The organism is Aliivibrio sp. S3MY1, from assembly GCF_028765575.1.
Lineage (GTDB): Bacteria > Pseudomonadota > Gammaproteobacteria > Enterobacterales > Vibrionaceae > Aliivibrio.
Window position 1 is genome coordinate 69,662 of record NZ_JARACO010000006.1, and the last position, 26,268, is coordinate 95,929.

Annotated in this window: 21 protein-coding genes; 7 read left to right on the forward strand and 14 right to left on the reverse strand. The window is 41.8% G+C overall.

The features are described 5' to 3' along the window. Window positions 1–38: 38 nt before the first annotated feature. Together uvrD and PVK62_RS05835 are read right to left on the reverse strand one after the other, a co-directional pair. Window positions 39–2,243, reverse strand: coding sequence for a DNA helicase II (uvrD, locus tag PVK62_RS05830; protein ID WP_274443648.1), 2,205 nt, complete (start codon window positions 2,241–2,243; stop codon window positions 39–41). Between the two features lie 151 nt (window positions 2,244–2,394). Beyond that, window positions 2,395–4,911, reverse strand: a complete 2,517-nt coding sequence (locus PVK62_RS05835; RefSeq protein ID WP_274443650.1) for a class I adenylate cyclase — start codon at window positions 4,909–4,911, stop codon at window positions 2,395–2,397. Window positions 4,912–5,163: 252 nt separating this feature from the next. On the opposite strand from PVK62_RS05835, the gene hemC reads away from it, so the two are divergent. Genes hemC through PVK62_RS05855 form a run of 4 tightly spaced genes read left to right on the forward strand, consistent with a single transcriptional unit; the run spans window position 5,164 to window position 9,252 of the window. Then, the gene (gene hemC, locus PVK62_RS05840) at window positions 5,164–6,099 is read left to right on the forward strand and encodes a hydroxymethylbilane synthase (protein ID WP_274443651.1); all 936 of its coding nucleotides are present in this window, start codon (window positions 5,164–5,166) and stop codon (window positions 6,097–6,099) included. 2 nt (window positions 6,100–6,101) lie between these two features. Continuing rightward, window positions 6,102–6,863, forward strand: a complete 762-nt coding sequence (locus PVK62_RS05845) for a uroporphyrinogen-III synthase (protein WP_274443652.1) — start codon at window positions 6,102–6,104, stop codon at window positions 6,861–6,863. After that, window positions 6,860–8,071, forward strand: a complete 1,212-nt coding sequence (locus PVK62_RS05850) for a uroporphyrinogen-III C-methyltransferase (protein WP_274443654.1) — start codon at window positions 6,860–6,862, stop codon at window positions 8,069–8,071. Before PVK62_RS05845 ends, PVK62_RS05850 begins: the two co-directional genes overlap by 4 nt. Continuing rightward, window positions 8,068–9,252, forward strand: a complete 1,185-nt coding sequence (locus PVK62_RS05855) for a heme biosynthesis HemY N-terminal domain-containing protein (RefSeq protein WP_274443655.1) — start codon at window positions 8,068–8,070, stop codon at window positions 9,250–9,252. Before PVK62_RS05850 ends, PVK62_RS05855 begins: the two co-directional genes overlap by 4 nt. A gap of 88 nt (window positions 9,253–9,340) precedes the next feature. Here the strand turns inward: PVK62_RS05855 and fre are convergent, their stop codons facing one another. The 6 genes from fre to trxA form a co-directional block, all read right to left on the reverse strand. Beyond that, a complete protein-coding gene (gene fre / locus PVK62_RS05860) occupies window positions 9,341–10,051 on the reverse strand; it encodes an NAD(P)H-flavin reductase (protein ID WP_274443656.1) in 711 nt (236 codons plus the stop codon). A 97-nt stretch (window positions 10,052–10,148) separates the two neighbouring features. Then, a complete protein-coding gene (locus tag PVK62_RS05865) occupies window positions 10,149–10,412 on the reverse strand; it encodes a 2Fe-2S iron-sulfur cluster-binding protein (RefSeq protein ID WP_274443657.1) in 264 nt (87 codons plus the stop codon). Window positions 10,413–10,594: 182 nt separating this feature from the next. After that, a complete protein-coding gene (ubiD, locus tag PVK62_RS05870; protein WP_274443658.1) occupies window positions 10,595–12,439 on the reverse strand; it encodes a 4-hydroxy-3-polyprenylbenzoate decarboxylase in 1,845 nt (614 codons plus the stop codon). Window positions 12,440–12,529: 90 nt separating this feature from the next. Then, complete coding sequence (locus PVK62_RS05875; RefSeq protein ID WP_274443659.1) at window positions 12,530–13,525, reverse strand: hypothetical protein; 996 nt, start codon at window positions 13,523–13,525, stop codon at window positions 12,530–12,532. A gap of 159 nt (window positions 13,526–13,684) precedes the next feature. After that, complete coding sequence (rho, locus tag PVK62_RS05880; protein WP_130046386.1) at window positions 13,685–14,944, reverse strand: transcription termination factor Rho; 1,260 nt, start codon at window positions 14,942–14,944, stop codon at window positions 13,685–13,687. Between the two features lie 208 nt (window positions 14,945–15,152). Then, window positions 15,153–15,479: a thioredoxin TrxA gene (gene trxA / locus PVK62_RS05885; RefSeq protein ID WP_274443660.1), complete on the reverse strand. Its 327-nt coding sequence runs from the start codon at window positions 15,477–15,479 to the stop codon at window positions 15,153–15,155. A 112-nt stretch (window positions 15,480–15,591) separates the two neighbouring features. On the opposite strand from trxA, the gene rhlB reads away from it, so the two are divergent. Then, window positions 15,592–16,902 (forward strand): ATP-dependent RNA helicase RhlB, encoded by a 1,311-nt coding sequence (gene rhlB / locus PVK62_RS05890; protein ID WP_274443661.1) that lies wholly within the window; start codon window positions 15,592–15,594, stop codon window positions 16,900–16,902. A 31-nt stretch (window positions 16,903–16,933) separates the two neighbouring features. Further along, complete coding sequence (gene gppA / locus PVK62_RS05895) at window positions 16,934–18,427, forward strand: guanosine-5'-triphosphate,3'-diphosphate diphosphatase (RefSeq protein ID WP_274443662.1); 1,494 nt, start codon at window positions 16,934–16,936, stop codon at window positions 18,425–18,427. Between the two features lie 381 nt (window positions 18,428–18,808). Here the strand turns inward: gppA and hemB are convergent, their stop codons facing one another. Then, a complete protein-coding gene (hemB, locus tag PVK62_RS05900; protein WP_274443663.1) occupies window positions 18,809–19,822 on the reverse strand; it encodes a porphobilinogen synthase in 1,014 nt (337 codons plus the stop codon). A 135-nt stretch (window positions 19,823–19,957) separates the two neighbouring features. Here hemB and PVK62_RS05905 point away from each other — a divergent pair, with 135 nt between their 5' ends. After that, window positions 19,958–20,719 carry a TatD family hydrolase gene (locus PVK62_RS05905; protein WP_274443714.1) on the forward strand — a complete coding sequence of 254 codons (762 nt, stop codon included), beginning with the start codon at window positions 19,958–19,960 and terminating at the stop codon, window positions 20,717–20,719. 1,845 nt (window positions 20,720–22,564) lie between these two features. Here PVK62_RS05905 and tatC read toward each other — a convergent pair. From tatC to PVK62_RS05930, 5 genes are read right to left on the reverse strand one after another with little or no spacing between them, the layout of a single operon-like run. Beyond that, entirely contained in the window at window positions 22,565–23,320 is a 756-nt protein-coding gene (gene tatC / locus PVK62_RS05910) for a Sec-independent protein translocase subunit TatC (RefSeq protein ID WP_274443664.1), read from the reverse strand. 2 nt (window positions 23,321–23,322) lie between these two features. Beyond that, a complete protein-coding gene (tatB, locus tag PVK62_RS05915; protein WP_274443665.1) occupies window positions 23,323–23,700 on the reverse strand; it encodes a Sec-independent protein translocase protein TatB in 378 nt (125 codons plus the stop codon). A gap of 3 nt (window positions 23,701–23,703) precedes the next feature. Continuing rightward, window positions 23,704–23,955 carry a Sec-independent protein translocase subunit TatA gene (tatA, locus tag PVK62_RS05920; protein ID WP_130048507.1) on the reverse strand — a complete coding sequence of 84 codons (252 nt, stop codon included), beginning with the start codon at window positions 23,953–23,955 and terminating at the stop codon, window positions 23,704–23,706. 55 nt (window positions 23,956–24,010) lie between these two features. Further along, a complete protein-coding gene (gene ubiB, locus PVK62_RS05925) occupies window positions 24,011–25,642 on the reverse strand; it encodes a ubiquinone biosynthesis regulatory protein kinase UbiB (protein WP_274443666.1) in 1,632 nt (543 codons plus the stop codon). After that, on the reverse strand, window positions 25,639–26,262 hold the full coding sequence (locus PVK62_RS05930) for a ubiquinone biosynthesis accessory factor UbiJ (RefSeq protein WP_274443667.1): 624 nt from the start codon (window positions 26,260–26,262) through the stop codon (window positions 25,639–25,641). The genes ubiB and PVK62_RS05930 overlap by 4 nt, the downstream gene beginning before the upstream one ends. Window positions 26,263–26,268 lie beyond the last annotated feature (6 nt).

Here is a 26,268-nt window from a genome sequence, read left to right on the forward strand (position 1 = left end):
ATATTTGCTCTCTTTTTTTATTTTCGAATCACTTAAATTTACATTGATTCTAACTTGGCATATTGAGTCACAAGCCACTTAATCCCTTCGCCGTTAAAGGCGACTTGTACTCGACCTTGTGCGCCAGCACCTTCAAAGTTAATGATTGTACCTTCACCAAATTTAGGGTGCTTAACTCGTTGCCCTAACGCATAACCTGTTTCATTAAAGTTATTATTAATCGCTTTCTGGCCAAATCGACTGTCAGATGAGCCCTCTTGAGAACCATAACTACCATAAGATCCCGTTCGGCTTACTTTGGCTTTCATACGAACTTCTTCAACACAGTTAGCCGGAAGCTCTTTAATAAAGCGCGACGGTTTGTGGTATTTCTCTTGGCCATACACTCGGCGCGTTTCTGCATAAATAATATACAGCTTTTCCATCGCTCGCGTCATGCCAACATAACAAAGACGACGTTCTTCTTCTAAACGCCCCGCTTCTTCTGCTGACATTTGACTTGGGAACATCCCTTCTTCAACCCCGACCATAAATACTAATGGGAATTCCAATCCTTTAGCACTATGCAGTGTCATCAGTTGAACCGCATCTTCAAACTCATCGGCTTGGCCTTCACCTGCCTCTAATGCAGCATGAGTTAAGAAAGCAGTTAAGTCTGTCATCTCTTCTGCTTCTTCTGGCTTATCAAACTGACGAGTCGCCGTTACCAATTCTTCCAAGTTCTCAATACGGGCTTTTGATTTTTCGCCTTTCTCTTGCTCATACATCGTAAATAAACCAGAGCTTTTAATCACTTGGTCCGTTTGTTCATGTAGACGACAGTCACGAGTATCATCTTCTAACGCATTAATTAGCTCAATAAAACGACTTAATGCTCCAGCAGCGCGACCGGGTAATACTTGCTCTTCAATCAACGCAAGACTGGCTTGCCACATGGTCGCCCCACGTTCACGCGCTGCAAAACGTACCGTTTCTAATGTTTTATCACCCAAACCGCGTGTTGGCGTATTCACAACTCGTTCAAAAGCGGCATCATCATGACGATTATTCATTAAACGAAGGTAAGACAAGGCATCTTTGATCTCTTGTCGTTCGAAGAATCGCATCCCACCATAAATTCGATACGGTAATCCTGCTTGAATTAAGGCTTCTTCTAATACACGAGATTGGGCGTTATTACGGTACAAGAACGCTGAATCTTGCAGAGCTCCACCGTTATCGCGCCACTCTTTAATTTTCCCTACAGCAAAACGGGCTTCATCCATTTCGTTATAAGCTGAATAAATAGAAATTAGATCGCCATCCGCGTCTTCCGTCCATAACTTCTTACCCATGCGTTCAGTGTTATTACTGATCAGTTCATTGGCAGCGTTTAGGATATTTGCACTAGAACGGTAGTTTTGCTCTAAACGAATGGTTTTTGCACCCACAAACTCATCTAAGAATTTTTGAATATTTTCGATTTGAGCACCACGCCAACCATAAATAGACTGATCATCATCACCCACGATCATTACTTTACAATCAGAGCCCGCCATCATGCGTAACCATGCGTATTGAATATTGTTAGTATCTTGGAATTCGTCGACCAAAATGTGCTTGAAACGCGCTTGATAATGTTCACGTACGTGTTTGTGATCTCGCAGTAATTCATGCGCTCGAAGTAAGATTTCAGCAAAATCAACTAAGCCTGAACGATCACACGCCTCTTGATAAGCGGTATACACTTTTAGCCAAGTCTGAGCAATAGGATCGTTAAATGTGTTGATTTGATGCGGACGCAAACCTTCATCTTTTTTACCATTAATAAACCAAGCCGCTTGGCGAGCAGGCCAGTTCTTATCATCCAAATTTTGAGCTTTAATCAAGCGTTTTAATAAACGTTGTTGATCATCTGAATCAATTATTTGAAAACCTTCTGGCAGTTTTGCATCCAGATAATGCGCACGAAGAATACGATGACAAATACCGTGGAAAGTGCCATTCCACATTCCGCCAGCGCTGCCATGCATTAACTCTTCAATACGACCACGCATTTCTGCCGCCGCTTTATTGGTAAAGGTTACTGACATGATTGAGAAAGGAGACGCTTGTTCGATTTGCATTAACCATGCGATACGATGAACAAGTACTCGAGTTTTACCACTACCGGCACCCGCAAGTACAAGCATGTTTTCTAACGGAGCGGCTACGGCTTCGCGTTGTTTGTCATTAAGACCATCAAGAAGAAAAGAAACGTCCATCACATCACACTGGTTATTTATACATGTGCGTGAAGTATATACTGAAATGAAGTGAGACCCAAACGCCTAGGGGGGATTTGCCTTTAATTGAGCAAAGCTAAGACTGACTTCGACTTAGCTTGTATGCCTTCGCTTTAGTTTATAAGAAAGCTTAGACTGGTTTTGCCTTGCATTGTTGCTGTCCGCTACGATAAGGAAGAATACAAGCGTCTTGCTCGCCATTAGAAACCACCTCATAAAACTGAGGTAAATTGAAGTTCACTTTATCTGGATTAGCTAAATCGACATTGTTACGACTTGAGGTGTAATAATGGTTAATGCTGTTTACCATGTCATCTTTGCTGCCATAACATTGGTGGTAAATCTCAACCTTATTCTCTTCATCTAAGACGTAAATATTAAAACCTTCATCCAGACTATCATCAAAGAAGAACTGAATTAAGCCTTCACTTGCAAACGAATCTACGGCTTCAGGGATCACAACACCACTACTATCTCCAAGAGGGATCGTCGTTGAACCAATCGCTTTATTGGTTGAAATACTCGAATAAAATTGAACTGAATCTTCCAGTTTTTGGATCGATACTCCACGACGTTCAAAGAATAAACCATACATGGTCGAGCCAATTTTAATGCCTTTAAAGCGACGACGTTTTTCGTTATTTTCAACCGGTTTTAGACGAAGTTCGATACACTCAGCTAACAGTTGATAGATATTATTACGAATAATACCGCGCATTTGTTTGCTGTAGCAGAAGACATCTACCGACTCAGGACGAGTCGCATCTTGGTGCATTTTACATAGCACGGTTTTAAGCGCATCTAAAATTGCCGTTTCACCACTGAAGTTAAGTGTTCTTACTTCATGCCATGAATTGCGATATACCAAGTCGACACTGCCGATCAAATTATTCTGATCACTACCACAACTAAAGATATCGGCATCCGTCTGATTCATACGCTCAGGCTTTATCTTCAATGTTTCTGTTGGGTCATTCTCCAAATTAATAAAAATAGAAAGTTGGCGAACCTCACAGGGACTACCTAACTCTTCTTTGGTTGGCTGTGGCATATGTACTGAAAAGGTATTTCTCAGATCACTCACCATTTGATAGAACTTATCAATGTTCAAATCAGCCTGGCGAACAACCGCATCTAATCGTGTCGATTCCGTTAGTAAGCCATTAAAAAATGCCCACGCCACTAATTTACTTAAATATCTATTGTGCTCGAGATATTTTGCCCCCATCAACTCTTTTGCAATTAATGGCTCTTTGTATACATACCAACCCGCTTTATTAATGCCGTTATCTTGAACTTCAATAAAGCTTAAATCAGCTTCATGCAAGTCTGGTGAAATTTTGGGATTGAGTAGCGTGACCTTGCCTGGAAGTTTTTCAAATGCGGCGTAAAGTTTACGAGCAAGAATACTGATATCTTCAGGACTTATCGACGACGTTATATCATTATTACGCGCAAAACGGATCAAGTTACGATAACTTTGCATTAATGCTTCTAGCAGATCGTTATGCGATTTTTTAACTTGTTCCACTTTCCATGTACGACGAGAATCAAGCTCGACGATCGTTGCTTGAGACCAACCCCATTGTGAGGTTAATTCAGTTAACGCTTTACGACGCCACTCTACAGAGCCTTGCCCTTGTCGACGTGACAATTTCTCATGTGTTTTAAGATAAAAACTACGACGGACTAATTCTAGACGAGCCGGATCATTGGTACGCTCAAGATAACGCGTCACTTTTTCTAGCATCAGATAATACGCATCCATACCGTAGAGATCGGGCTCATCGGCAAAGAGTCTACGTTTACTATCAATACTTAATAATTGAGTGTGTGGGTATTCCCAAGAGTAGGCTTCTAATAAGATCGCTTTTAGCACCGACTTAAACGGTGAATCAATACTCTTATAGAGTTGCCATAAGCTAGAGCCAAAGTACTCTTCTGCTGGAATATGATTTAGGCGTCCAAAATCAATCCACTGATCTCTTTTTATTACACCTTGAGAGCACAGCTGATCGACATATTCGTCATAGCTCTCTTCCATTTCTGGAGGAATAATTTGCCATAACAATTGCTGCCCACCAAGACATACCGCGGTACGGTAGAACTCATCTAATAATAATAAATGCTGCGAAGAACCACAGTTATCACCCGTCATCTCTTCAGAATAAGCTTCACGAAAACGGCTTTGTTCCATTAAGAAAAAATTGGCTTCAATGTAAAACTGCTCTGCCCACTCTGTTAGCGCATCACACTTTTGCTGCAATAATATTTTTTGCTCTGCTGGAAGATCTTCTGGAATACAGACCCATATATCAAAGTCACTGCCAATGGTTTGGCCAATAGAAGAGGTACTACCCATAGAATACAAACCAAGAATATTGCCTTGGTTAGAGGTAGATAGAGGATAACGAAGCGTCAGTTGAGCCACCCACTCACGCTGTTTCTGATTTGCATGAAACTGTTTAATACCACTAGGTGCACCTTCAACAAAGCCCGGTAGTTCCGAGTGATTGAAATGCAACAATAATGGCAATTGATGAAAAATCTCTTGCCCAAGTGGTTTCATTAATGCCAGCGCACGCTCTATACGTTGTTCAGTAAGGCGTTGTTGTCTAGCAATTAAAGTTTCAATATAGATTTGCAAATAGAAAGCCTAGCTCATCTTTGTCATCAGTGATGATTAATATTGAATATCATTCATTCAATACCGACGGTAAAACGTGATCAAGATAACACTTTTAATTATGCTCGTAAAGTTTACACGCTTACAACAATATGGGTATCCATACCATTTCGGGGTCGTTTTTAACCTATAATCACACTGTTGTCATCCTGTATTTTCACCTCACCCTCAAGTAGTGGTAGGATAAGGTAATTATTTTGATCGGATACTACTATGTCACAGCAATTACCAGTTCGAATTGCCACTCGTAAAAGCCCTTTGGCTCTATGGCAAGCACACTTTGTTAAAGATGCACTGCAAACGCTTCACCCAGGTTTGGAAGTAGAATTAGTTACTATGGTAACTAAAGGTGACATCATTCTTGATACACCATTAGCAAAAGTGGGCGGAAAAGGATTATTCGTAAAAGAACTTGAAGTGGCTATGTTAGAAGGCCGTGCTGATATTGCCGTCCACTCAATGAAAGATGTTCCTGTTGAGTTCCCTGAAGGATTAGGCTTAGTGACCATTTGTGAGCGTGAAGACCCACGTGATGCATTTGTCTCAAACACTTACACTTGCATTGAAGACTTACCACTTGGTTCGGTTGTTGGTACTTGTAGCTTGCGTCGTCAATGTCAATTACAAGAAGCACGCCCAGACTTAATCATTAAAGAACTTCGTGGCAATGTAGGCACTCGACTACAAAAATTAGACGACGGTAATTATGACGCGATCATTCTTGCCTGTGCAGGCCTTATTCGTCTTGGTCTAGAAGATAGAATCAAAAGCTCTATTGAGCCGGAGCAATCGTTACCTGCTGTTGGACAAGGTGCGGTTGGTATTGAAACTCGTCTAGATGACACTCGCATTCGAGCTCTACTTGAACCACTAAACCATCCAGAAACCGCACATCGAGTTTTATGTGAGCGTGCAATGAATAATCGTCTTGAGGGTGGCTGTCAGGTTCCTATCGGTAGCTACTCTCTTATTGATGGTGACCAAATCTGGTTACGTGCGTTAGTTGGTGAACCAGATGGCACCATCATGGTTCGTGGCGAAATTAAAGGACCGGTATCAGATGCTGAAGCATTAGGTACGCAATTGGCTGAGCAACTACTTAACGATGGCGCGAAAGATATTTTAGATCGCCTTTACGCTGACGCCTAACGATGACGATTTTGGTGACTCGCCCAGAGCAAGAGAGCCAAGCATTGTGTGATGCCCTGCAAGCATTAGGGCATCCTGCTATTTCTTATCCTCTGTTAACTATTCACCCCGGAAAAGAACTCTCCCAACTTCCAGAACTTTTCTCATCACTCTCAGATGGGGATTTCCTTATTGCAGTCAGTCAGCACGCTGTCGAACACACTCAACATTACTTGCAACGCCATCAAATCGAGTGGAAAAAAGGGGTAAGTTACCTTGCGGTTGGTCAAAAGAGCGCTCAACACCTCAAAACCTATATTTCAGATCCAGTACACTTCCCAACGCCAAGCGACAGTGAACATTTATTAGCGCTTCCAATCTTAAACCGTGTCGCTGGTAAGAAGGCACTTATTTTACGAGGAAACGGTGGACGTGACCTAATTTATCAAGCACTTGAAGCACTTGGCGCCGAAGTAAACTACTGTGAAGCTTATCAACGTAAAATGACGCCTTTTGATGGCAAACTCAACGCCAAAAAATGGCAAGCGCAAAACATCAATACCATAATTATCACCAGCGGAGAGCAACTGTCGTTTTTCACCTCTCAATTTGCTGGAACAGATTTAGATTGGGTGCTGCACTGTCGATTGTTAGTGCCTAGCGAACGAATTAACCAACTTGGACAACAACTTGGTTATCAACATATTGAAACGGTTGGCGGAGCCTCTAATTCCGACTTGCTGCACTATATCAGTGAGCATCATCATGATGGGATTTTCAAATGACAAAAAATAATAAACCACAGGCTGCAGAAGAAGCAGAACTGGTTGCCTCTTCTCCTGCAATAGAAAAAGAGCAGAAGCAAACACCACCACAAGCAAAAACAGACGCATTTGTTGATAAAAAAAGTCGTCGCCTAGGCACTGTTGCTATCATTATCTCCATTTTATTCAGCGGTGGTACTTTTTTAGTATCACAGCAGCAAGTAACCCAACAACAAATACAAATTGCTCAGTTAGAACAAAAGCTAATCAGCGCTGACAGTGCCTTTAATGCAAAGCTGGTAACCGCTGAGCAACGCATTACGGGCAAAGCAGATGACATCGTCCGTAAAGCGACGGTTCTGATGCAACAACAAGATAAAAGCATTGCGAGCCTTCAATTGGCGATTGCCGATGTTAAAGGTCGCCGTCCAAATGATTGGCTACTTGCTGAAGCCGATTACTTAGTAAAAATGGCTGGCCGAAAATTATGGCTCGAGCATGATGTGGTTAGCGCAACACGTTTAATGGAAAATGCCGATCAACGTATTTCAGCGTTAAATGACCCAAGTTTAATGCCACTTCGTCGTGCAATGGCGAGTGACATTTCAACCTTGAAAGCCATTCCTCTTATTGACCGAGATGGCTTAATTCTCAAACTAAATAGCCTTGAGCAACAAGTAAATACTCTGCCTTTGGCAAGTGCAATTCTTCCTGAAGCAGAAACCATAGAGAAGAAAGAAGTATCAACCAATATTAATGATTGGCAATCAAACCTAATGCAATCTGTTAATGATTTTGCGGATCACTTTATTACGTACCGAGTGCGTGAAGGTAATGTGATCCCATTACTTAGTCCTGAGCAGCACTTTTACCTAAAAGAGAACATCAAAGGTAAATTGCTACTGGCTTCTAAGGCACTATATCGTGAACAAAGTGAAGTGTATTCCTCATCACTAGAGAGTGCAAAGCTATGGTCTTCTCAATACTTCCAGCAAGATGATCCGGCTGTTAAGAGTTTTATGGCTCAATTAGATTCATTAGCAACGTTTAAAGTGGATGTTCGTTACCCGCAGAAAATGAAAACTCAAGCCCTACTGTCTGATTTCATCTCGGAGCGCTTACGTCGAAATGTGCAAGCCATTGGTGAGACACCAGTAAAAGCAGATCCTGTAAAAGAAAAAGTGACTCCCATAACACAAGCTGAAGCAACAGAAGGAGGTAACTCATGATCCGATTACTTCTTCTGGCCATTGTTTTAGTCGGCGGATTAATCGTAGGAACGACGTTTGCCGATCAACAAGGTTACGTTCTCATTTCGGTTGCTGATACTACGATTGAGATGAGCCTAACGACACTGGTTATCTTTATTGGAGCACTAATTGCTGGATTATTTCTATTAGAGATGTTGATAAAACGCATCCTATCTGTGGGAAACTTCACTCGCGGTTGGTTTAGTGCACGTCACTTACGTAAAGCTCGCTATAACACGTTCAAAGGTATGATAAAGCTTCATGAAGGTGAGTGGAAAGATGCAGAGCGCCTTATCACTAAAGGCGGCCGCCATAATGACTTCCCATTATTGAACTATCTTGCAGCGGCAGAGGCGGCTCAAGGTCGTCAGCAAATTGAACAGCGAGACCATTACTTAAAGCTCGCTTCTGAGCAGTCAGACAGCAGACTGGCTGTTGCATTAACGAGTGCGAAATTACAAATGCGAGAACAACAATATGAACTTGCTCTCGCTACACTACAATCGGTAAAAGAGGATTATCCACATAACCCTGTTTTGCTTGAATTACTTAAAGAGTGTTATTTGGCACTAAATGAATGGCGAGCTCTGAAGAACATCATTCATCCACTAACTAAAGCGAATCTTATTTCAGAGCAACAAGCTTTGGCGTTAGAAGAGAAAGCAGAATGCGGATTAATGGCATTTATAGCGACAAATAAGGGGACAGTAGGGTTATTAGAACATTGGAATTCTTTACCTAAGAAGCTACAAAAGCACGTTCCTGTATTGGTTTGTTTAATCAAGCAACTACACTCACGAAAAGCGGATTCTGAAGCTTATATTCTCTTGCGTGATAACTTGAAAAAACGCAGCGATGATCGCTTGATTGAGCTATTGCCCACCTTAAACCTAGCAGACTATCATCCTGCAACCGTACTACTTGAAGGCATGGCAAATTACGATGTTCGCAACCCTGTCATTCAAAGTACGTTAGCTCAGCTGTATATGCGAACTGAGAAATGGCAGCCTGCACGTGACCATTTTGAAGCAGCCTTAGCACTTCGTGAAGATATGTCTGATTATGCTTATCTTGCGCGTGTTTTAGAGAAACAAAACCGTAAACAAGCGGCGGCAGATCTGTCTCGTAAAGCATTGACTATGGTTGATAGCCAAGCGTAACCCTGAGCGATTAAATATCATAAAAAATGCCACTCTTTTGAAGTGGCATTTTTATTGGTATTAATACCAATGCAGCGAAATATCTAAACTAGATAAAGGCGAATGCATCACCAAACAGCTGTTCTTTCTTTGCTTGTTTTTCAGTGATAAATTGCTCACGAGCCGCGCCTGCCATTTCAAAACGACCTGCAATGTAAATATCCACTTCTGCTAATGAGTTGAAATCGGCTTTTACCGCGTCAAGTACATTACCTGTTTTACCTGTCCAACCTTCAGTTTTCTCAACGACTGGGACAAAGGTGATATGCTGATGTGCTGCTGCAATCGCTTCTATTTCTGTTTTTGCATACAGTTGACACTCATCACGGCCACCCCAGTATAAGAAGATTGGCTTTTGAATTTTTTGACTAATGGTGTGATCTAAAATTGAACGCACGTAACTAAAACCAGTACCACCAGCAATTAACAGCATTGAACGCTCGCTGTCTTCACGGATCCACGCTTCACCATGAGGGGCATCAATTTGGATATCTCCGCCGTTTTCTAGTGCCGCTTTCATTGACTCCACCACTTCACCGGCATAGGCATTGTGCTCTGCAGCACCGATGTGTAATTCAATTTCACCTTCATGACGACAAGGGCTACTAGCGATTGAGAATGGACGTTTGTCTTTCTCTCCCATCACAACCATTAGGTATTGGCCTGCTTTAAATTCTACTGGCTGCTCTGGGTGAAGTAATATTTGAAAAGTATTACAAGCCAATGGCTTGATAGACTTTACTTTGCAATTGATTGGCATGACTTTCCTTTTTCAGCTAATACCTATTTAAGATGGTATTTATACGCTGTCATTATTATGTGTATTGAGCATTACGCTCTAATTATACGGAGAGGATTTATTCTAACAACAGCACTAAATCACTTTTTGCTGTTGCCTGACACGCAAATACCCACCCGTCTTGTTGTTCTTTGTCGGTTAGAAGCGGCTCTAAATCGTATTCAATTTCCCCTTCTAACTTTTTACATAAGCACATGGCACATACGCCAACTTGGCATCGATTTGGGTAGTTTATCCCCGCGTCTAATGCCGCATCTAAGATGGTTTGTCCTTCTTCGATGCTGAATTCTTTTTGCTGTGGGAGTAAGGTTATTTTTTTCATCACACCTTTCTTTATCTTTTTCAGAGCTTAATGAAATACCTTTCCGTTTACTTTATCCAGTGAAATGAAATGTCTTTCCGCAAAAGCAGAATGGATTTAATTAGTGTTGGTAGCTTATCGATAACAACAGCTGTTTTGCTACAAAACATTACACTTCACTAAAATATGTAGTAAACCAATTCTTATTTGAAAATACCTAATTCATCCCAAATAGAGTCAATTTTAGCGACAACTTCAGGGTCTTTCTTGATTGGCGTTCCCCATTCACGAAGGCACTCATCTTCCCATTTATTGGTCGCATCTAACCCCATTTTTGAGTGTCCGTCACCATCTTGCAAAAATAACGTATCTCTTGCAGGGTCCATTCGAGTGGTTACTGCCCAAATAATGTCGTTCCAATCACTCACATTGACATCGTCATCACACACGATAACAAACTTGTTCTCTTCAAATTGAGACCAAATGGCATCCATGATTTTCTTACCATTACCGACCGCTTGCTTATTGATAGAAACGACAACCATGTTGGCATTGTTATTTTGCAAATGAATATCGATAATCTCAGGGCACGCTTTAGTAATTTCCGCTAAACAGCCTTCAATGTGCTCACTGTCTGTCAGTGAATATTCGACATTAGGTGATAATGCTAATTCGGCGTCCCATTTTTTAGTGATATCTAAGCCCATTTTTGAGCCTAAACCAACCACTGGTGAAGCAAAATCTAGTGAATCTATCGGGGTATTTTCTATCATCAAACTATCACGAGCTGGATCCATATGCTGAGACATTGCCGCAGTCACTTGTGACCAATCTCGTGCATTCACCTCTTCATCACACACCAATACAAATTTGGTGTACATGAACTGACGCAAGAACGACCACACACCCATCATCACGCGTTTTGCGTGTCCTGGATATTGTTTCTTTATCGTCACTACCGCCATGCGATACGAACACCCTTCTGGTGGTAAATAGAAATCAATAATCTCAGGAAATTGCTTTTGTAAAATTGGCACAAACACTTCGTTTAGTGCCACACCAAGCACAGCAGGCTCATCTGGCGGGCGGCCTGTGTACGTACTGTGATAAATAGGATCTTTACGCATGGTGATATGCGTTACGGTAAATACGTGATGCTTTTCAACTTCGTTATAGTAACCGGTATGATCGCCATAAGGACCTTCATCGGCAAATTCGGTTGGGTCGATGTAGCCTTCAAGTACAATTTCAGCACTGGCAGGGACTTCTAAATCGTTACTAATCGACTTAGTAATTTCAGTTCGACTACCTCGTAGAAGGCCTGCAAACGCGTATTCAGATAAGGTATCAGGAACTGGCGTTACCGCGCCAAGAATAGTCGCGGGATCGGCACCAAATGCAACAGAGACTGGGAAAGGTTCACCTGGATTCGTTTCCATCCAGTCACGCAAATCAAGCGCACCACCACGGTGAGCAAGCCAACGCATGATGACTTTATTTTTACTGAGCTTTTGCTGGCGATAAATACCCAAATTCTGACGTTTCTTATTTGGGCCCTTAGTGATGGTTAATCCCCAGGTTAATAGCGGTGCAACATCATCAGCCCAACAACTCATTACCGGAATTTTATCTAAATCAACCTCATCACCTTGCCAAACAATCTGTTGGCAGTTTGCCTTACGGATGTTTTTGGTTGGCATATTCAATACTTGCTTGAATACTGGCAGTTTATCTAAAGCATCTTTAAAGCCCTTTGGTGGCTCTGGCTCTTTTAGATACGCTAATAATTTACCCACTTCACGCAGTTCAAGAACCTCTTTACGTCCCATACCTATCGCAACACGTTCAGCAGTACCAAATAGATTCGTTAATACAGGAATATCGTAACCGATAGGATTTTCAAATAGCAATGCAGGACCACCCGCTCGTAAAGTACGATCGCTGATCTCTGTCATTTCATAATGCGGGTCAATGGGGTGTGAAATGCGTTTTAACTGTCCGATCTGTTCCAAGTGATCGAGAAAATCACGTAAATCCTTATATTTCATCGCTATATACTGTCGTGAAGTTTGAATAGATTATACCCAACCCAATTCAAACTCACACTCTCTATTTATCTTTACCGACCGCCCTAGCTGTTAACGTTGTGATAACGCTAATCTTACGTGCTGTTTGCGAACTTTGTTTCGTGTTGTCGGTAAGCTTTCTAACCAAGATGCATGTCCATAATTTGCCAAATGTATCGCAACTGCCCCACCATCTTGAATGTGATCGATTTTCGCCAATAAGAATTGCTGAACATCTTCTGGAAGAGGATGAAGTTGTGCTAACGAAGCAAAAGCATTCTGTTTTAGTGACGGATTATAAGTAGCTAACATTAATTGTTGAGTTGCAAAGGGATCTGGAGCGACATGAGATAGACGCTCAAGTTCAGAGATACTGTGCTGATCAGTGCGCATTTTCCATAGGATTTTATACACCTCACTGTTTCGAGATAACTGGGCTAAACGTACCATGACTTCAGTTGTCGGTAACCAGGCAGACAAAGGGTCATCGGTTATCTGAGCAACAAGATAATCTAACGCTTCAGAAGTTAAACTGTCTAATTCAGCTAATACTATCGATTGACGAACACGCACTTCATGAGGTTCACCCACTAGCCATTCAGATAACACCAAGCGATGCTCTTCTGCGGCGAGTATAAAATCCAATACTTGCTGGTCCTTCGACATTTGACTTAAAACACGCGAAGCAATACTAGAATAATCAAACGCCAACTTAGTCACTACATAGCCATTACCTTGCTCTTTAATGGTGTAGGTTGGGTGGATAGTTAATTGCTCTTTTAACCAGATGGTTCCTTTGGGATTGAGGATCAATTGTTGCTGCTCTATCTGTTGAAGCAACATGAAACGCACAGCTTCTTGCTGTGGCATAGAGAGACGATTGAGAGAAAAGTTGAGTGTGATGATATCGCCATCAATCAAATATTGATGCAGTTCATCGACCTTCTTATTGAGCTGCTGATCAACCAGCAAGCTATTGACTAAGCTTGGTTGAACATTAGATGCAGAGACCTGACTCGTCAGCAAACTTGCAGAGAGGAGGATCGATGCCAACAGTCCTTGTCGCATATGTTACTCCTTGAGATAAACTAAGTTCATATTCCTTATCAAGCTTAGTGCAAATGATGATGCCGTCAAACTAACAAACTTTCAACAAAAAACGCCACCTAAATAGGCAGCGTTTCATTATTTATTGACCTTGGTACCAATAATTGACTTAAATATCAATTATTGACGGCGCATCGCATCAAAAAATTCGTCATTAGTCTTCGTCATTGATAACTTATCAATTAGGAATTCCATTGCGTCAGTCTCACCCATTGGGTGAACAATCTTACGCAAGATCCACATTTTCTGTAGCTCATCCGGCTTAGTTAACAGCTCTTCACGACGAGTTCCTGAACGATTAAAGTCGATAGCTGGGAATACACGTTTTTCCGCAATCTTACGGTTTAGGTGTAATTCCATGTTACCTGTACCTTTAAACTCTTCGTAGATAACTTCATCCATTTTAGAGCCAGTATCAACCAAGGCTGTTGCGATAATAGTTAAGCTACCACCTTCTTCAACGTTACGAGCAGCACCAAAGAAGCGCTTCGGACGGTGAAGTGCGTTAGCATCAACACCACCAGTAAGAACTTTACCAGATGATGGGATCACGGTGTTGTATGCACGAGCAAGACGAGTAATTGAATCCAATAGGATAACAACATCTTTCTTGTGTTCAACAAGACGTTTTGCTTTCTCAATAACCATCTCGGCAACTTGTACGTGACGAGACGCTGGCTCATCAAACGTTGATGCAATCACTTCACCTTTAACTAGGCGTTGCATCTCAGTTACTTCTTCTGGACGCTCATCGATAAGTAGAACCATTAACTCACACTCAGGATGGTTATAAGCAATACTTTGGGCGATGTTTTGAAGCAACATTGTTTTACCCGCTTTTGGCGGAGCAACAATCAGACCACGTTGACCACGGCCAATTGGTGATGCTAAATCAAGAACACGTGCTGTAATGTCTTCTGTTGAACCATTACCACGCTCCATGCGTAAACGATCGTTCGCATGTAAAGGAGTAAGGTTTTCAAAAAGGATTTTGTTACGAGCATTATCAGGACGATCATGGTTAACTGCGTTTACTTTAAGAAGAGCAAAGTAACGTTCGCCATCTTTTGGTGGACGAATCTTTCCAGAAATCGTGTCACCCGTACGCAAGTTAAAGCGACGAATTTGGCTTGGAGACACATAAATGTCATCCGGACCAGCCAAATAAGAACAATCTGCTGAACGAAGGAAACCAAAGCCATCTTGAAGAATCTCAAGAACACCATCGCCAAAGATGTCTTCACCGCTTTTCGCATGTTGCTTAAGGATGGAGAAGATGATGTCTTGTTTTCTTAGACGAGCTAGGTTTTCTAGGCCTAATGATTCGCCAAGAGCAACAAGATCCGATACCGGTCGGTTTTTAAGTTCAGTAAGATTCATGGTGGTAGGTAGTTGTTTAGTCAAAATCAGATTCTATCTTTAGTGGATTTAAGAATGGATGACCTTCGAGCTCGGTCAAGAAATGAAATCGTATGAAATACGCGCGAATAAATTATCACTTATTCGTATTTTAGTCTAGCTTAGAAAAACAAAACCGCACATAATTTCTTATTATATGCGGTTCTATCTGACTTAATTGCACCCTATATTATAGGTTTGCATCAAGAAACTCTTTAAGTTGAGTTTTCGAAAGTGCACCCACTTTCGTTGCAGCAACGTCGCCATCTTTAAATAAAAGCAATGTAGGAATGCCACGGATACCAAATTTTGGTGGTGTTCCTGCATTCTGATCGATATTTAATTTACCGATCGTTAGTTTGCCTTCGTACTCGTCAGCAATCTCATCCAAAATAGGGGCAATCATTTTACAAGGACCACACCATTCTGCCCAGAAATCTACTAGTACTGGGCCTGCAGCATTGATCACACTTTCTTCAAAACCGCTATCTGTAAGCTGCAAAATTTTGTCGCTCATCGTCAACTCCAACGTTAAATTTAAAGGCTGATTTGATGATAACCAGCAAATTGATACCCTATTTGAATGGAATACGTTTCGTATTGCAAGCTTTAACTGATATTCTATAGCAATGAAAAAGACGCACATCACAGAGCAAAAGTTTGCCGACCTAGGTTTAGAGCCTCAGGTCCTTGATGGTTTGAATGCACAGGGGTTCATAAAATGTACTCCTATTCAAGCTAAGGCATTGCCGGTACTGCTCGCCGGCCAAGACATTGCAGGCCAAGCCCAAACGGGTACAGGTAAGACGCTAGCGTTCCTTACTGCTACTTTTAATCACCTACTAACGACACCAGCTCCTGAAGGTCGTAAAATCACGCAACCGCGTGCCATTATCATGGCACCAACGCGTGAATTAGCGATTCAAATTCATAAAGATGCTGAGTCACTAATCGCAAGCACGGGTGTCAAAGCCGCGCTAGCTTACGGTGGCGAACGTTATGAAAAACAACAACAAGTGATTGAGCAAGGCGTTGATATTTTGATCGGAACCACCGGTCGTATCATCGACTTCTACAAGCAAGGTCACATCGACTTTAAGATGATTCAAGCCGTTGTACTTGATGAAGCCGATCGTATGTTCGATTTAGGTTTTATTAAAGACATTCGCTTTATCTTCCGTCGTATGCCTGCGCCAACAGAACGCTTAAACATGCTGTTCTCTGCAACGCTATCTTATCGTGTACAAGAGCTTGCTTTTGAACACATGCAAGAGCCTGAACACGTTGTTGTCGAACCGGACCAAAAAACAGGTCATCGTATTAAGGAAGAATTATTCTATCCTTCAAATGATCATAAAATGGCACTTCTTCAAACACTTATCGAAGAAGATTGGCCTGAGCGTGCTATCATTTTCGCCAATACTAAACACAAATGTGAATTAGTTTGGGGACATTTAGCAGCTGATAAACACCGTGTTGGTCTTCTTACTGGTGACGTGCCACAGAAAAAACGTGAGCGCATCCTAGAAGAATTTACTAAAGGTGACGTTGATATCCTAGTTGCGACTGATGTTGCCGCTCGTGGTCTACACATCCCACAAGTAACTCACGTATTTAACTTCGATTTACCAAACGAAGCTGAAGATTACGTTCACCGTATCGGTCGTACTGGTCGTGCTGGTGAAAGTGGTAACTCGATCAGTTTTGCTTGTGAAGAATACGCAATCAATCTTCCAGCAATCGAAGAATATATTGAGCATTCAATCCCACAATCTGATTACGACTCTTCAGCACTACTAGAAGATCTACCTGCACCTATACGTCTACAACGTCGTCCGCAGCAAAATCGTCGTAATGGCAACAATAACAACAATGGTCAGCGTCAAGGCGGAAATCGTAAGTACTCTCGCCCACGTCAACCTCGTAGCCCTCAGGCGTAATCTGAGCTCTACGGAAAATTAAAAGGATGTTATGAAAAGTTCAACGATATCACCTATGTATGCCGCCATTGATTTAGGCTCAAATAGCTTCCATATGCTTGTTGTGCGTCATATAAATGGTAGTGTGCAAACCATGGCCAAAATCAAACGTAAAGTTCGTTTGGCTGCGGGATTAGATGAAAACTACACACTTAGCCATGAAGCTATGCAGCGTGGGTGGGATTGTTTGAGCTTATTTGCAGAACGTTTGCAAGACATCCCTGTAGAAAACATTCGCATTGTCGGCACCGCAGCATTGCGTGTAGCAACCAATGTGGATGTCTTCTTAGAAAAAGCCAATCAACTCTTAGGTCATGACATTAACGTGATCGAAGGTGAAGAAGAGGCTCGTACGATTTACCAAGGAGTTGCACACACTTCTGGTGGTAATGGCCGTCGCTTAGTGGTTGATATTGGCGGCGCAAGTACAGAACTGATCATTGGCGAAGGTTTTGAAGCACAAGCACTCACAAGTCTAAAAATGGGCTGTGTTACTTGGCTTGAAGGCTATTTTAAAGACCGTGCATTAACTAAGAATAACTTTGATGCGGCCATTGCTGGCGCAAAAGAGACACTGGCTCCTATTTTACAGCAGTATACCGATCTTGGTTGGCAAACCTGTGTAGGTGCAAGTGGTACGGTTCAAGCATTGCAAGAAATTATGTTGGCGCAAGGCATGGATGAGGTTATCACCTTAGCCAAGCTTAAGCGCCTTCAAAAGCAAGCGATGCAATACGAACATTTAGAACAATTAGATATTGATGGCCTTACTCTTGAGCGGGCTTTAGTGTTCCCAAGTGGTTTATCCATTCTTATCGCTATTTTTGAGTTATTGGATATTGATTCAATGACACTCGCAGGCGGTGCTCTGCGTGAAGGGTTATGCTATGGCATGATCGAAGCACTTCAATACGATGAGGTGTGTAAAAGAACCGTCTCAAGCATTCAGCAACGCTACCAACTTGATACCGACTACGCTCAACAAGTGACTAATTTAGTTGAACAACTTGTCGCACAATGTGGTGATGATTGGTTAATTGAACCTCAAGCGTTACCGCTATTAAAAGCCGCGTCTCAACTTCATGAGATTGGCATGTGTATTGATTATAAAAAAGGAGGCGAGCACTCAGCCTACTTAATCAATGCCTTAGATTTACCCGGTTATACTCGCGCTCAAAAACACCTATTAGGTGAATTACTGCGTCGTTATCGCGAGCAGTTCTCTGCAATGCCTAACCAACACGCGGTGTCTGATTTATCAGCTCAACGCATGCTACGTATCCTACGTTTAGCCCTTATTTTGACCCATCGCCGTGATGTCTCTTTAGCGCCAGTGGTGACCCTAACTGAAAAAGACGATGTTTTATCGTTGGCGATTGATAAGCAATGGTTAGTAGAAAACCCGCTGACAAGAGCTGAGTTAGAAATTGAAGCGGATAAGCAGACGAATATTGGTTGGGATTTGGTTATCGATGCTAGGGACTAGTATTTAGAAACGAGTAAGAGTCTATACGCTGCGCTAACTAGAGGCTAGAACGCTTCGCTTCTATAAGAGCAAAAGCAAGAGCCAGATTGTTACTGGTTTCAGGATTCAGGATTCAGGATTCAGGATTCAGGATTCAGGATTCAGGATTCAGGATTCAGGATTCAGGATTCAGGATTCAGGATTCAGGATTCAGGAAAAATAAAAGCATGATGATTAACTAAAATCATCATGCTTTTTTGTTTTTTGAGGTTAAAGAACTTACAACATTCAAGATTCTCGCTCTTATAGTTTCTAGTCAGCACAGCGTATAGTCTCTAGTTAATACTAAAACTCACCACACCACCTCTGAAACCTTTAAGCGAAGCGATCTGAACCCTGCTCTTATTTCTCTTCCGCCAACCACTCTGCGACATCTTTCGCAAAGTAAGTTAGGATGCCATCCGCACCAGCACGCTTAAAGCACAGCAAAGATTCCATCACAGTATCGCGCTCACTCAACCAACCATTCATAATAGCGGCTTTGTGCATCGCGTATTCACCCGATACCTGATAAGCAAACGTAGGCACTTGAAGTTCAGTTTTAACACGACGAACGATGTCCAAGTAAGGCATACCTGGTTTCACCATCACCATGTCCGCACCTTCATTGATGTCCATTGCAACTTCATGAATTGCTTCATCGCTGTTGGCTGGGTCCATCTGGTAGTTTTTCTTGTTACCACCTTTTAAGTTAGATGATGAACCAACGGCATCACGGAACGGACCATAGTAACAAGACGCATATTTTGCAGAGTACGCCATAATTTGCGTATGAACATGGCCTGCTTTTTCTAGCGCTTTACGGATCTCACCAATACGGCCATCCATCATGTCAGACGGAGCCACCACATCAGCCCCGGCTTCCGCATGCGATAATGCCTGCTTAATCAGAACTTCTGTTGTTACGTCATTCATCACGTAACCATCTTCATCGATGATGCCATCTTGGCCGTGAGTCGTGAATGGGTCCAGTGCCACATCTGTAATCACACCAAGCTCTGGCACATGCTCTTTTAAAGCTTTAACTGTACGTTGAACTAAACCTTCAGGGTTATGAGCCTCAGCAGCACAAAGACTCTTCGCATCTTGTGAAACCACAGGGAAAAGTGCAATTGCTGGAATGCCCAAATCATAAAGACGTTGTGCTTCTTCAAGCAGTAAATCAATTGATAAGCGCTCAACACCCGGCATTGACTCTACTGATTCACGACGGTCTTTACCCATAAGAACAAACATTGGGTAGATCAAATCATTCACTGTTACTTGGTTCTCAGCCATTAGACGACGGCTAAATTCATGCTTACGCATACGACGCATACGACGGTTTGGAAACGCACCTTGAATGGATACAGACACACTGAGCTCCTTTTGTATTTATGATGCGATCAATATATACCCATCGCCTTTTGAATCCAAATTTTCTTAGGGATCTGATTTTTACAATTAACTTGGTATGATAGAAAACATAATTTTAATAAAAGAGCCTTAATGATGATTGATACCCACGCTCACATATATGCGAAAGAATTTGATGAAGACCGAGATTTGGTTGTTCAACGTGCCTTATCACAAGGTATCGATCAGATCTTATTGCCTAACATTGATTTAGACTCTATCGAACCAATGCTAAAAACCGAGGCTACCTACCCTGATATTTGTCGATCGATGATGGGATTACACCCTTGCTATGTAAATGCTGATGTAAAGCAAACTCTAGCGACCATCCACTCTTGGTTTGAAAAACATAACTTCATTGCGGTAGGTGAAATAGGCATTGATCTATACTGGGATAAAACCTTTAAAGCGGAACAAGAGATGGCATTCATCACTCAATTAAATTGGGCAAAAGAGATGAAATTGCCTGTTGTCATTCATACTCGTGATTCTATTGAAGAGACATTAACCCTGCTAAAACAAGAGCAAGACGGCTCATTGTCAGGCACTTTCCACTGCTTTGGTGGCTCTGTTGATGAAGCCAAAGCGATCAATGATTTAGGTTTTCACTTAGGTCTTGGTGGTGTTTCTACTTTTAAAAATGGCGGTATGGATAAAATCATTCCTCACCTTAATATGGACTACTTAATCTTAGAGACCGATTGCCCATATTTAGCACCAGTGCCTCACCGTGGTAAGCGTAATGAGCCGGCATATACGCAGTTGGTTGCTCAACGCGTGGCGGATTTGCGTGAGATGAGCCTGGCAGATGTGGATGCGATTACGACGGCGAATGCGAAAAGACTTTTTGGGATTTAAGATCCAAAAAACGGTTTCAGGTTTCAGGAAGAGCCTATACGCTACGCTAACTAGAGGCTAGACCGCTTCGCTTCTATAAGAGAAAAAGCTGATTCTTTAACGCTGTTATTCCAACGTCACAACACTCGCTCTTATAGTATCTAGTTAGCGCAGCGTATAGTTTCTAGCTAGTATAGATAAACTCATTACGCATACCCCTGAACCCTTTAAGGGAGCTTGCGACCGATCTGAACCCTGCATTTTTACTTTGCCCTAAACAAGAAAAACCCCGTTAGACTCTCGTCCAACGGGGTTATAACTTTACTCGCAGCAATCCGGCTACTAATGATGCTCCATGCATCAAATCCTTGATAGTATACTGATCCCTTCAGTGCATTCCTTTCTCGCTATCCTAGCGGTGTCCTTGATCTTATCCTGATCCGTTAACAATCCCTAGTTAACTCTCTTCACTTGTTCCTTGAGCGGTGTCCTTTGTCTTTCCTTAGTAGCAACCATCCTAGTTACTATTGCGTCCATTCAATGTCCATTTCGCTATCCGTGCCGATTACTAATCCTAAGTAACCGAAAGCCTCATCCTGAAGCGTACCAAATCCTTGGTTAGTTCCTGTTCCGTGTCAGCATCCTTCCGACACCAATAAGATTACGCTTTTGATTATTTTCAGCAATAGACTAAATTCAAACTTTTGAAAAAATAATTATCGCCCTTTTACTTAAACATAGAAAACAAATAAATATCAATAGGTTAAATGATGGTTGGTTGTATTTACCCATGAATAAAGCGAAAATTCGCACTTGCTTGTGAGAGATCTCGCACACAGGTGATGGTGTTTTGGGAATAAGGATTCAAATCGCTTCGCTAGAGGTTTCAGGAAGAGCCTATACGCTGCGCTAACCAGAGGCTAGACCGCTTCGCTTCTATAAGAGAAAAAGCTGATTCTTTAACGCTGTTATTCCAACGTCACAACACTCGCTCTTATAGTATCTAGTTAGCGAAGTGTATAGTTTCTAGCGAATATAGATAAACTCATCACACATCCCCCTGAAACCTTTAAGGGAGCTTGCGGCCGATCTGAACCCTGCTTTTTACTTTGCTCCAAACAAGAAAAACCCCGCTAGACTCTCGTCTAACGGGGCTATAACTTTACTCGCAGCAATCCGGCTACTAATGGTGCTCCATGCATCAAATCCTTGATAGTATACTGATCCCTTCAGTGCATTCCTTTCTCGCTATCCTAGCGGTGTCCTTGATCTTATCCTGATCCGTTAACAATCCTTAGTTAACTCTCTTCGCTTATTCCTTGAGCGGTGTCCTTTACATCATCCTGATGTGCAGTCCTTTTACCTCAATCCTAAAGGTGTCCATTGTCTTTCCTTAGTAGCAACCATCCTAGTTACTATTGCGTCCATTCAATGTCCATTTCGCTATCCATGCCGATTACTAATCCTAAGTAACCGAGAACCTCATCCTGAAGTGTACCAAATCCTTGGTTAGTTCCTGTTCCGTGTCAGCATCCTTCCGACACCAATAAGATTACTCTTTTGGCTTGTTTCAGCAATAGACTATTTCACTATTTTTGCAAAAAAAAACATGCGAAATTGAAGATAAAAACACAACCCTATTATTTTCAATTAGTTACACCAAAAAAGTGTAAATATCCTCACAAATAAAGCGCTAAATCTCACTCTCTTGTGAGAGATCTCGCACAAGGCGCTTCCACTTTGTCTCTATTACTTCCTACAAGCTTAAAATAAAAAGGTGATCATGGTCACTTTTCATTTTCTAAAGACATAAAAAAAGCGCTGACAAATATCAGCGCTTTTTAGCTATTCGTTCTTAATCAAGCATTACGCTTCATCTTGTTCCATATCATCTTCATTTTTCTCTCTCACATAAAAACGTGAGAAGAACAAACCAATTTCAAACAGAATACACATAGGTACTGCAAGCAAGGTTTGAGAAATAATATCTGGAGGCGTCAGCATCATACCAACAACAAAGGCACCCACCACTATGTATGGACGCTTTTCTCTGAGTGTTTCCGGCGTTGTTGCTCCTGTCCAGCACAGTAAGATAATGGCAACAGGCACTTCAAATGCAATACCAAAAGCCATAAATAGTGCTAAGACAAAATCAAGATAACTGGCAATATCTGTTGCTACTTGGACCCCCTCTGGTGCAATTGTGGTAAAGAAACCAAACACCAAAGGAAAGACGACAAAGTAAGCAAAAGAGACACCGGCGTAAAACAATAAAGAGCTTGAGAACAGTAATGGCATGACGAGTTTTTTCTCATGCTTATACAACCCTGGAGCTACAAATGCCCACACCTGATAAAGAATCATAGGTACAGCAACAAATACCGATGCCACCAAAGTCAGCTTTATGGGCGTGAAAAAAGGTGACGCGACATCAGTTGCTATCATCGTTGCGCCCGCTGGTAATCTTTCTACCAAGGGTGCAGATAAGAACTCATAAATGTCGTTAGCAAACCAAACCAGACCTAAAAATACTACTATTACAGCAATTAATGCCTTTAATAGACGATTTCTTAGCTCTAGCAGATGAGTTAACAACGGTTGAGAGTGTTCAGCTGATGACATAATTACTCTGCTTTTGTTTTAGAAGTTGAATCAGATGTCACCGGAGCTGCGGTATCTGCCTTTTGGGCATCTACACTTTCTTCTGGTTTTGCATATGGACGAGTGACATCAGCTGCCGCTTGTTTTAACTCTTCCACTGATTTTTTAAGATCAGGGGCTAAGTCTTCCATATTCATCTGTTCTGCTTTACGCAAATTTTCTTGTAGCTCTTGTATTTTCAACTCTTGAGACAGCTCATCTTTGACGTTATTCGCCATGCTTTTTGCTGCACTCACAAATTGAACCACCGAACGAATCGCCTTTGGCAAGCGCTCAGGTCCCAACACAACGAGCCCAACAACAGAGATCAGTATCAGTTCCCAAAAACCGATATCAAACACGTGTTATGCCTGCTCTTTGTCGTTTTGCTTTTGTTTTTCTACTGTTTCAGCTTCTTTTTTCTCTAAGTTTTGAGGAGCAACAAAGTCTGCGTCTTTTTTCGCATCTTTTGCTGTGTCTTCATCGCTTATTGCTTTTTTAAAGCCTTTAACTGCAGAACCCAAATCACTGCCTACACCGCGTAATTTCTTCGTACCAAATAGTAGAATAATGATTACTGCAATAATAAGAAGTTGCCAAATACTAATACCACCCATGCTTATTTCCTCAGCGTGTTAGGGGTTAAAAAATTGCTAAATAGAATAACGCTTATTAACGATATGCTCGCCAGCTTAATAGCCAAAACGTGACTCCTGTAGCAGCACTAATTGATGCTAACGCAGTAATGTTACTGGTTAATAACACCGCAGAACAAATCAGCAGAGTTGCTCCAACATTAAATAGGAATTGCCCTTTCGCTTGTTGGCGCTTACTTTGACGATACCCTGCGTAGAGTTTATCCATTCGTTGATTGAGAACTTTGCCCTGGCGCAAACTGTCATAAACTAAATCAGGTAGTTCAGGTAGTTTTTCTGCCCAGAATGGTGCTTTCTCAGTCAAAGCAGTCATAAAGGCTGCCGGTCCAATCTGTTTTGCCATCCACGTTTCTAAAAACGGTTTGGCGGTTGCCCATAGATCCAGTTGAGGATAAAGCTGTCGTCCTAACCCTTCTACGTACAATAATGTTTTTTGCAATAGTACCAGTTGTGGCTGCACTTCCATATTAAAGCGACGTGCAGTATTAAATAAGTTCAATAGCACGTGACCAAAAGAGATCTCCCCTAATGGTTTCGCAAAAATGGGCTCACACACCATGCGGATCGCAAACTCAAATTCTTCGACATTCGTGTCTGCCGGAACCCAACCTGAATCAACATGCAATTGTGCGACTTTACGATAATCGCTATTAAAGAAACCCAATAGATTTTCAGCGAGATAACGCTTATCTTCTTTATTGAGTGTTCCAACAATACCACAGTCCAATCCAATCCATTGTGGATTATCTGGATTATCTGGATTAACGAAAACATTGCCAGGGTGCATATCGGCATGAAAGAAACTGTCACGGAATACTTGAGTAAAGAAAACCGATACACCACGCTCAGCTAATAGCTTCATGTTAGTGCCATTTCTTTCTAGCTGCGCAATGTCGGAAACTTGAATACCATAGATACGCTCAGACACCATTAAATGTTCAGAGCTTAAATCTAAAATGACTTCAGGCACATAAAGTTCTTCGCTACCTTCGAAGTTTCGGCGTAGCTGCATTGCATTACTGGCTTCTCTTCTTAAGTCTAGTTCATCCACTAAGGTTTTTTCGTATTCCTCAATGACTTCAACCGGCTTTAAACGGCGCGCTTCAGGAATATGTTGTTCAACTAACCTTGCCATGCGATACATTAAGCGAATATCCGCTTCTATCACAGGGCGAATATCAGGGCGGATCACTTTCAGAACAATCTCACGACCCGACTCTTTAAGTTTGGCAGTATGAACCTGTGCAATCGAAGCAGAAGCCAATGGGATTATATCGAAATCAGTAAACCAGTTTTCTAATGGGCCGCCTAATGAGTGTTCCATTTGGTCTTTCGCTAATTGACCATCAAATGGAGCAACTTGATCTTGTAATAATGCCAGCTGGTCAGCTAAATGTGGAGGAAAGAGATCGCGACGAGTCGACATCATTTGACCAAACTTAATCCAAACAGGTCCCAATTCTTGCAACGCTAAGCGTAAGCGTTCCCCCAATGGTTTTTCTGGATGCTTATTTTTAATCCAAAAAAGACCACGGCGTAAACGCTTTGGTAGTTGAGTTAACGCATGATCAGGCAGTAATTCATCCAATCCATACTCAAGCTGTACCTTGGTAATATGATATAGGCGTTTTAACTCTGATGGCGTCATGCGCGCTCCATTGGATTATTAGTTAATAATCGCGTTAAACGTTCATCTAACTTTGCGAGTTGACTTTCAACATCAGACACTTGGTCACAGAAATATGCAATTTCTAGCGGTGCTGGTGCAATTTTCCACTCTTCCGTTAATACTTCTGCCGCATGGCGAGTTTGACGAGTGATTTGTTTTTTTACCCAACACGCACTGCCTTTCACGCCACTCACTAACGTATGAGCAACAATGTCTCCTGTGTATTGAGATAATTTCTCTTCTACATCAGGTTTTAACTCTTCAAGTAACCCTGAAAATTGCTGGGCAAGTTTTAAATCACCTTCTAATACCAACTTATCTTGTTTGATAAGCTGGGTAATATTGTTTTGATTACGTAATTGCGGCAAAACAGAAAGATTTAAAGCAAGATAGCAATCAGCTTGGCCCTCAAATTGAGAAAGAATATCAACTTGTAAATGACTAAAGACAAAGAAAAGATCCTTGTTCACTTCATTTAAATGAACATGAATAATTTTGCCTTTTAAGCGTAATAAAGCAACGTTACTATCTGGTGATTCCTTCAACAGTGTATTTAACCCTGTTTCCATCACGCCTGTTACAAACGGTTCTAATGGCATTGGTTT